Genomic DNA, 9,005 nt, shown 5'->3' on the forward strand with positions numbered 1-9,005 from the left:
TCAACGGGTCTTACCTCGCGGGCGCAACGAAGGTGACATTCGCCGGAGGTGCCGACGGGAATTGCGGAGACTTGGATTTGCGACTGTTTGCTCTGGCCGTCGATCACGGTGAAGCCGTCCGGTCCCGGCAGCACCGATACACCGTTACCGTCGGCACCTCCGGCGAATGTCACCTTCGTTGCGCCCGCGAGGTAAGACCCGTTGATGGTCAGCGAGCTACCCCAATAGCCTGTGGTGTCGATGGACGTGATACTGGGGTTGTTTAGTTTGAACGTTGTAGTGCTGTATACGGTGCCGCCCTTGGTAACCACCTGAATGTTTCCATCAAGGGTTCCATTCTTGGGGAGTTCTGCAGGGTAGTCGGCCGTGAGTGACTTGCCATCTGGGTTAACCACAACGTTAGTCGCAGCTACTGATTTGGTGCCGCAGGCATTCGCGCTGCAGCCGAATGTCACGGTAGTGGCCTTCGGCGCGGCGTCGGTGTTCGGAACAAAATTAGTTCCGGTGATTGTCACCGCACCGGCTACTTTAGATACACCCGAGGTCGGATTCACCTCGGTTATCGTCGGCGCATTAGTAGATGCATCTACGGTGAACGACTCTGTGCTGTAGGACGACCATGAAACTGGGCTGGTGTCAGCAAATACTTGAACATAACCGGATTTAGCGTCCTGCGGAACTACGACCTTCAGTGAGCCTTTCTCCACCGAACCCTTTACTACTGTTGCTTTTTGACCGGTACTCCCGCAGTTTGTCCCCGCCTTATTATCGCAACCGAAATACACAAGACTTACTGAGGCAGCGGGGTAAGTGGCGGTGAAATTCGTTCCTGTGATCGTAATCTCAGTGTTCGGCGGAGCCGAATTGACAGCGACTCCGTTTATGAAAACGCCAGTGATCGTAATTGTCCGCGTAGCACCGACGACGGGATCCGCCACGGTCTCGGCGGTGCCGACAGCCGCCGCGGGAGCCACCTGCGGCGCCGGGCCGGCCAGGTCCTGGCGGCGGGCCACCGCCAGCGACGCCCACGACAGCGGCGAGGACGAGGGCGAGCCGCCGCCACTGCCGAAGCCCAGCAGCGACAGCGCACCGCCGTCGGTCGCCAGGACCCGTTGCAGCGTGGCCAGCGCCCGCATCACCGGCGCGCCCTGAGGCGTGCCGCCGGCACTCAACTGCGGGACCGCGCCGGCCCCGGGCAGTCCGGCGTTCGCCGCCACGGCCGAGATGGCGTCCTTCAGCACGGTCGTGACGATCTCGTTGAGCTTCGTTCTGACCGACGCCGGCGCCTTACCGCCCAGTACCGAGGCAAGCACCTGTGCGCCCGGCGACGACGGCAGGCCAGCGGCCGCTGCCGGAGTGTCCACCGCGCTCGGGCGGGCCACCCGGCCCGGCACGACGAACGGGGCACCCTCGGATCGCCGACGCGGCGGCGCCGTTCGGCTCACCCCGCCGCGGGGTGCCGGCTTGGTGGCGGGAACGTCCACCGCGTCGGCCGGCGCCGGCGAAGCGTCCGCGGCGGCCCGTCGCGGCGTGCGCCGGTTGCCCGCCTGCGTCTTGCGCGTCGGCGCCCCGGCAGTCGCCCCGGCATCGGACTCCTGCCCGGCCGACCCGGTGGTGTCCGGCGCGCCGGTGTCCGCGGCAGCCACGGTGGTGGAACCGAAGATCGCAGCGCCCACCCCGAGTGCGACCGCCAGCGCCCCGACTCGGCCGACGTAGTGCGCCGAGCGCGCGGGAGGCGACGTGGGCGGTGGCACCGCCGGCCAGGCCGACCCGTCGTCGATCAACCGCGCCGTCTGCGCCACGGGCAGTTGCCGGTCCCGGCGGTGACGGCCGGTGACCTTGGCATGCCGACCCGAAAAGTTATCCGCGCACATGAGCAGAACCTCCACATTGGCCACCGTGAGGTAAACGTCGGCGGCGCGATTTCTTTGAGCCGGGAAAAATCGGGGCGGAAGGAGGGGACTGCGAGGGCAGAGACAGCCTCATCCCATCCCCTCTCGACCCAAGAGAGTTAACGGATATCACATCGCTGCGCCTTATTTGTCGGTTTCGACACCTCGGTTTTCGGGTAACCGCCCTCGTTGCTGTCGCCCCCGTCGCGGGGTCCGCCCGCAGGCGGCCACGAAAGGGTCAGCGGGCGACGTAGGTACCAATTAGCGATCTACAGATCGCGAATTATGTATATGTCTTTGCTATGAGATTCTCCCGCTGGCCCCGGACCGTTCATACCCTCGCACGTAGCAGTGGGGACGGCCCCCACCTTGGCAGAGAGGACCTTTCCACGATGGCAATGCCACTCGTCATTCCCGCCGCCGTGCTCGGTGCTGTTGCCGCGGCGATCGCCTTGTCGCCGGCGGCCGGCGCGGACGTCCGGTCACCCGGGTGCGATCGCGGATCCGGGTGCGCGCGTCCGGACACCGCTCCGAAACCGAGGGCCGCGTTGAAGCCGCCCCGCCAGAGGACCGTGTCGGACGTGCCCGCCGGCTGGGTCAACGAATCGCTATGGGCGCGACCCGGACCATCGGGAAACAGCCCGATAGGCCCCGGGCCGAAGCCGCCGATCTTCGCGATGGACTAGCGCCGGGGGTTTTTACCCCTGCCCGTTTTGGTGTCGGTCTCGGCGTCGCGCCGGATCCGCTCCTCGTAGTCCGCGCGGGCCGAGGTGTCCAGGGATCGCAGCACCCGGTCGCGGGTCAGCTTGCCGCGCACCGCCCCGAGGAACCGGTCGGGGGCAAGCGCCGCGGCCGCCTCATAGGTGCGCATCCAGCGGGGAACCGCCACGATCGCCGTGCGGGAGCGGCAGGACTCCACGACCGCGTCGGCGATGTCCTCGGGGTCGACCGTCGGGAGCAGGCCGTCGAGCTTGACCCCGGACACCAGATCGGTGCGCACCGCCGAGGGCAGCAGGGCGGTCACGGTGACGCCGGTGCCGGCCAGTTCGTCGCGCAGCGCTTCGCTGAACCCGACGACGGCGTGCTTGGTGGCGCAATAGGTGGCCAGGCCCGCGGCCGGCGCCTTGCCCAGGTAGGAGGCCACGTTGACGATGTGTCCCGACCCGCGCTGCAGCATCCCGGGCAGAGCGAGTTTGGTGCCGCGCAGCACCCCGTTGAGGTTGATGTCGACGATTGCGTCGGTGACCGCATCGGTTTCGTCGACGTACCGGCCGGCCGGCATGATCCCCGCGTTGTTGACCAGAACCTGAACCGGCGGATCGCACATCTCCAGGAAAGCGGCGAACGATTCGCGGGAACGGACGTCGAGGCCGGTTGCGGTGCAACCCAGTTCTGCTGCGCTGGCTTTGGCCAGGTCCGCATCGAGGTCACCGATGAAGACCCGCGCGCCCTTGGCGACGAAAGCCTTCGCGGTGGCATAGCCGATACCACGGGCCCCCCCGGTGATGGCAACCGAGGCTCCGGGCAGTTCGATGGCGCTCATTGGGCTCCTTCCGCCCTCGCCCGCATCATCGGGCATCCGCGGACCGGCCGTTCGATGATCGGCTGTATTGACTGTTGACGCTCCTGCCGGCGGGCGAAGACGACGGGATCGACGGTGAAGGCGTCTGCGTCCCAGTCGCCCTCGACGAAGCGGGCCTCCATCGCCTGTGCGCGTGCCGCACAGGAGAAGTACAGGTTGGGCAGCAGACCCGGCTTGTGCAGCGCGTTGGGGACGAATCCGGTGAAGTGGATCATCGCGTCGGCGTAGACGTAGCTGCCGAAGCCGTAGCCGGTCACCCGCCGGGTCAGGTCGGCGGCGTTGAGGGACAGCGCCAGCCTGACGCCCTCGGCTTCAGATCCGACCTCGACCGGAAAACGCTGCAGCACAAGCAGACCGTTGCCGTAGAGCGGATGAGGCTGATCGCCGAGCACCTGACACAACGAGGTGCGCTCCCCGAACGGGAACTCGACGGTGAAGCCGTGTTGCCCGGCTGCGGCGGCCACTGCCGGGGGGTGGTTCCCGAACTCGTCGACGAGTTCGCGGAACTCCGAGGCCGTCCACGCGCACGGCTCATCGCCGGACCGCACGAAAATCCCCGCCGCGAAGGCCATCTCGTCGGGAACCTCGCGTACGCCGCTCTCCGGGTGGTCGCTGGTGGCCGGAAGCGCACCCACCGTGTCGGCGAGCAGTGGCGCCAGCGCGCGCGCCTCGGCGAGTTGCAGCACGGCGGCCGCTCCGAGCAGGAAGCGCATCCAGGAGCCGTTGTCGTCGTGCAGCCGGACCAGGGTCCACAGATCCAGCCGTCGCGCCGCGACGTCGTAGACCGGTCCCGACATCGACGCGCACTGCATTGAGATCGCGTTGATCCCTTCCAATGCGGTATCGGTCAGGTCCAGCTCGCGCAGCAGTTCGGTGCGCACGCAGACCAGATACCCGGTCTCGCCGCTGGGCCCGGTCTCCTCGCGAACCATCTCCACGGTTTGGGCGTACTGATCGGCCCACCAGGTGAATCCGGTGGGCAGCAGGTAGGACCACTGCTCGTCGATCTGCAGTTGCTCGCGGTAGAGCCAGTCGACGACCTCTTCGGCGACGTTCATCCGGTGCTCACGCTCCCGGTCGGGGTAGGCGTTCGGGATGCAGCATCTCGGCATCGCGCAACTGCTCGGGTATGCCGAACGCGTCGACCAGGGTCTCGGCGTGCGGACGAAGATTGCGACAGCGCTCGTTGATCCCGTTGGTCACCGCGCGGGCGCGCTCGGTGGACAGCAGCCGGTGCTCGAGGAAGAACGCCTTGTCGGCCTCGATGACGCTGAGCGCGTAGAGATCGCAGACCAGATCAAGAATCCGCCGCGCCTCGGGATCCTCGCATGTGTCGATGCCGGCGATGAACGCCTCGAGCACGATCCTGTCGATGTGGGCTCGCGCCGTGTGCATGACGTGGTCCTGCACCGAGTTGAACGCATCGAAGGCCGACATCGTCTTGGCCCGGCGCTGCAGCCGGCGGGCCAGCGAGCTGAGCAGGTACTGCTCGCGGTCCTCGAGCATCTTGGCCTGGGTGCCTCGGTTGAACAGGCTTCCCTCGACGGCGTTGTCCTCGCGGTTGTCGAGGATCCGCTGCATGATCTGGGTCGCTGCGGTCTTGCGCGACACCCTCTCTCCGGCGAAGTTCGCGGCGAACTGCACCCAGGCGAACGGGCTCATGCTCTTGATGTCGTCGTTGTATTCGGTGAGCAGATGCTTGGCCACCAGTTGAAGCAGCACATGGTTGTCGCCCTCGAAGGTGGTGAAGACGTCGGTGTCGGCGCGCAGTTCCACCAGCCGGTTCTCGGCGAGGTAGCCCGCACCGCCGCAGGCCTCGCGCGCTTCCTGGATCGCCGCGCTGGCGTGCCACGTGCTGGCCACCTTCAGCCCGGCCGCCTGGGCCTCGAGATCACGCTGCGCCTCCAGGTCGCGGACGGCGGCGGTCTGCCAGTCGTGCATGGCCGCGACCAGTTCGTTCTGCGCGAACTGCAGGGCGTAGGACTGCGCCACATAGGGCAGCAGCCGGCGCTGATGCACCAGATAGTCCATGATCGGGACTTCGCGGTCCTCACCGGGGGCAAGGAACTGCTTGCGCTGCAACGCATATCGCACGGCGATGTCCAACGCCACCCTCGCGGCCTGCGCGGCACTGCCGCCGACGGTGATCCGGCCGCGGACCAGGGTCCCGAGCATGGTGAAGAAGCGCCGGTTGGGGTTCTCGATCTCCGAGGTGTAGGTGCCGTCGGGGGCGACGTCGGCGAACCGGTTGAGCAGGTTCTCCCGGGGGACTCGCACGTGGTCGAACATGATCCGGCCGTTGTCGACCCCGGGCAGGCCGCCCTTGTAGTCGCAGTCCCACGTACGCACCCCGGGCAGGTCGTTGCCGTTCCCGTCGCGGATCGGCACCACCAGACAGTGCACCCCGTGGTTCTCGCCCTGGGTGATGAGCTGGGCGAAGACGGCGGCGACGGTGGCGCTCTCGGCGGCACCGCCCAGGTAGTCCTTGCGCGAGGACGGCGTGGGGGAGTGGATGACGAACTCTTCGGTCTGCGGGTCGTAGGTGGCGGTGGTCTCCAGGTGCTGGACGTCGCTGCCGTGGCCGGTCTCGGTCATGGCGAAGCAGCCCAGCAGGTCCAGGGTGATCAGCGGGCGCACGTAGGCCTCGTGGTGGCGTTCGGTGCCGAGGTTCTCAACGGCCCCGCCGAACAGCCCCCACAGCACACCGGCCTTGACCATCAGGGACAGGTCCGACATGGCCAGCATTTCGATCTTGGTCACCGCCGCGCCGGCGTCCCCGGTTCCGCCGCGCTCCTTCTGGAAGCCGTCCTCGGCCTGTCCGGCCGCCGCGATGATCTTCAGTTGCGCGTTCACCCGCGCCCGGGCGACGTCCTTGGTCGGGGTGAAGTGCGGCCGGAAGATCTCCAGCGCCAGCTTCTCGCGGATCATCTTCTTGGTCTCGCGCCAGCGTCCGTCCAGTGCCCGCTGCAGGTGCTCACTCGTGGTGGTCACGGTCCGTCGATACCCCCTCGGTCAGCGGAGCGCGTCAAGCCGACGAGCCGGCATGCACGGTGAGTGCGTACAGGTCGACGCCGTGCGGCAGCGGCTTGCTCGGGTCCAGTCGGACCCCGCTGACCGACAGCGGGCCGGCCTGGAGGAGGTTGGCCATCACCGCCTGGCCCAGGAAGATCGAGATGCCCGCACCGGGGCAGTTCTGTGCTCCGTGACTGAAGAAGTTGAACGACCAGTCCTGCCCGGCGTTGCCGCTGACCCATTCCCCGGGGGAGAACTTGTCGGCGTAGGGGATCCGGGCACGGTTGCGGTGGTTGTACACGTTGTAGATCAGCGCCTGGCTGCCCTCGGGAAGCACTGCGCCGCTGGGGAACTCGACGTCGCGATGGGCCACCTTGACCAGCAGACCCACCGTCGGCCACAGCCGCATGGCCTCGAGCAGGCAGCCGCCCAGGTAGTCCAGTGACGCCACACCCGAGGCTGTGCCGAGGTCGGCGCCGGCGACTTCCTTGCGGGCCTCCCGCTGCTGCTCGGGATGGGTGGCCAGCACCGCCAGCGCCCGCAGCACGTTGGCCGCCAGGTTGGCCTTCAGCGCGAACATCCAGTGCACCACCTGCCCGGCGGCGCCGCCGGGCGGGTTGGGCGCGCCGGGGACCAGCGAGGCAAGACTGCCCGGGTCGCCCTTGTCGATGTGGCGTTGGATCAGGCCGATGAACTCGGGGTACTCCGGACCCGGGGTGCCGGGCATCTTGTTGCCCTGCGCCATCAGCTCGCCGAGCAGGTCGGTGACGCGGGTGTCGTCGGCGGCACTGTCGCCGAGTACCACCCGCCGGATCATCCTCAGGAAGGCCTGGTCGATGTCCGCCCACCGGATCGGCGCTCCCGCCAGTTCGCGCGCGGTGTCGGCGGCGACCCCGGCCCATGCGTTGGCGAGTGGATGCACCTGCTGGTCGGGCTTGCACACAGCGTCGGCGAACTGCCGACGCTGTGTCCAAAGGTCCCCGCGCGAGATCGTCAAGGCGTCCGGCTGGAAGGCGGACATCCCCTTGACCTTCGGCTCCGGGTCGGAGGCGAAGGGGTCCGGGGATGAGCCGCCCAGCACGAACTTCAGATCATCGGGGTGGGTGATCAGCAGCGCCTCGTCCTTGGCCACCCGCACGTAGAACGGACCGGGCCCGTAACGCTTGACCAGCCCGTCGACCAGCTGGTAGCCGAGGTGTTCGGCACCCAGCCTGGACGCGATCTTTACCGGCAACTCCCGCTTTCTGAACAGCCCCAGGATGATGTTGGGAGCACCGATCTGCGCGGTGAACCGGATCCCTTCCAGTGCTGACGCGTGCGGAAAGTCACCAGGCACCGATTACCCCCACGGCAGGTAGGCGCGAACGGTATCGGCAAGCTGGACGATCCGGTTCGGCTTGTCCGGAGCGGGCGCACCCAGCTTGGGCCACGGGGCGAAAACGCGATCCACGCTGCCCAGGACCGGCTCGAGCTCCGGATAGTGGCGAAGCAGGACGTCCTTCATACCGTTGTTGTTCACCCAGTCGAACCCGACCTGGGTGTAGACCTCGGGGGTGAAGTCGTTGGTGAAGAACCGGTCGGACTTCAGCCGGCGCGAGGCCATCACGATGAAGATCCGGAAGGCGGTGTCGGAGAAGCCGAAGCCCTTCGGCGGCTGCTCGGCCTGCATGCCGATCTGGACGTCGACCATGTCGACGTTGCCGTTGTAGATCTCGTTGATCTCCTTGGCCCATTCCTTGTTGGGTGTGATCTCGTCGATGCTCTTACGACGCGGCATGTGCAGCATCTCGCGGAAGTCGTTGTACCGCGGCACACCGCGCTCCCGGTCGCGGACGATGTCGAGGGTGGCCAGGTCGGTGAACTGGCCGTCGAGGCGCTCCAGCTTGCGCAGCGCCGCCGGATAGTTGTGCAGGCACACCGCCCCGGCGCTGGCCAGACCCATCGAGTACCACAGGTCGCTCATCTCCATGCTGTGCATGAAGTCGCGGGTGTACTTGCCCTGGATCTCGGTGAACGAGGTGTTGCGCAGGTGTTCGCCGGACTCCAGCGAGAACCAGTTCCAGTCGTCCGGGATCAGCGGGTGCAGGCGGTAGACGGTGACGAACTCCTCGGTCAGCGAGAACGGCGCGCCGTGGTGGTCCACCGGCGAGCCGACGATGCCGGAGACGGCCTCGTTATCGCTGACGCGGCCGATCCTCTCCTTGAAGGTTTCGCCCAGTGCGCCGTACCAGTTGGCGTTCATACCGATCTGCAGCGCCGGGTGGCGCAGGATGCAGGTGGTCCACTCGACGGTGTGGATCTTGGCGATCAGCGCCGAGACCACCAGCACGCCGATCTCGTAGAGGCGCTGGTCGTCGAAGCTGGGATAGGCCTTCTTGACCGCGTCGCACACCGCGTTGTGCTCGCGGGCGAACAGGGTGTGCAGCAGTCCGACGCCGGCCCAGTAGTTCTCCTCGAAGCCGGTCAGGTCGATGCCCTCGAAGTGCGCACTCTTGGGCAGCCGGCCGTCCTCCTGGACC

General features: G+C 67.2%; 6 protein-coding genes. All 6 read right to left on the reverse strand.

Annotated features, from left to right (window positions below):
* A partial coding sequence (locus tag ACKOQ4_RS10945; RefSeq protein WP_526291701.1) for an IPT/TIG domain-containing protein occupies positions 1 to 1,889 on the reverse strand: 1,889 nt, incomplete at its 3' end.
* 685 nt (positions 1,890 to 2,574) lie between these two features.
* A complete protein-coding gene (locus tag ACKOQ4_RS10950) occupies positions 2,575 to 3,435 on the reverse strand; it encodes an SDR family NAD(P)-dependent oxidoreductase (protein ID WP_526291703.1) in 861 nt (286 codons plus the stop codon).
* Entirely contained in the window at positions 3,432 to 4,586 is a 1,155-nt protein-coding gene (locus tag ACKOQ4_RS10955) for a hypothetical protein (RefSeq protein ID WP_526291705.1), read from the reverse strand. The genes ACKOQ4_RS10950 and ACKOQ4_RS10955 overlap by 4 nt, the downstream gene beginning before the upstream one ends.
* Positions 4,540 to 6,465: an acyl-CoA dehydrogenase family protein gene (locus ACKOQ4_RS10960; RefSeq protein ID WP_526291707.1), complete on the reverse strand. Its 1,926-nt coding sequence runs from the start codon at positions 6,463 to 6,465 to the stop codon at positions 4,540 to 4,542. Before ACKOQ4_RS10960 ends, ACKOQ4_RS10955 begins: the two co-directional genes overlap by 47 nt.
* Positions 6,466 to 6,499: 34 nt before the next feature.
* Entirely contained in the window at positions 6,500 to 7,822 is a 1,323-nt protein-coding gene (locus ACKOQ4_RS10965; RefSeq protein ID WP_526291709.1) for a cytochrome P450, read from the reverse strand.
* Between the two features lie 3 nt (positions 7,823 to 7,825).
* Positions 7,826 to 9,005: peroxidase family protein (locus ACKOQ4_RS10970; protein WP_526291711.1), on the reverse strand; the 1,180-nt coding region annotated here is incomplete at its 5' end.

This window comes from Mycobacterium sp., assembly GCF_046095365.1.
Taxonomy (GTDB): Bacteria; Actinomycetota; Actinomycetes; order Mycobacteriales; family Mycobacteriaceae; genus Mycobacterium.

Excerpts from the sequence above, each read along its gene's own strand:
- ACKOQ4_RS10950 (WP_526291703.1), bottom strand. The coding sequence starts at position 3,435 with ATGAGCGCCATCGAACTGCCCGGAGCCTCGGTTGCCATCACCGGGGGG.
- ACKOQ4_RS10955 (WP_526291705.1), bottom strand. The coding sequence starts at position 4,586 with ATGCCGAGATGCTGCATCCCGAACGCCTACCCCGACCGGGAGCGTGAG.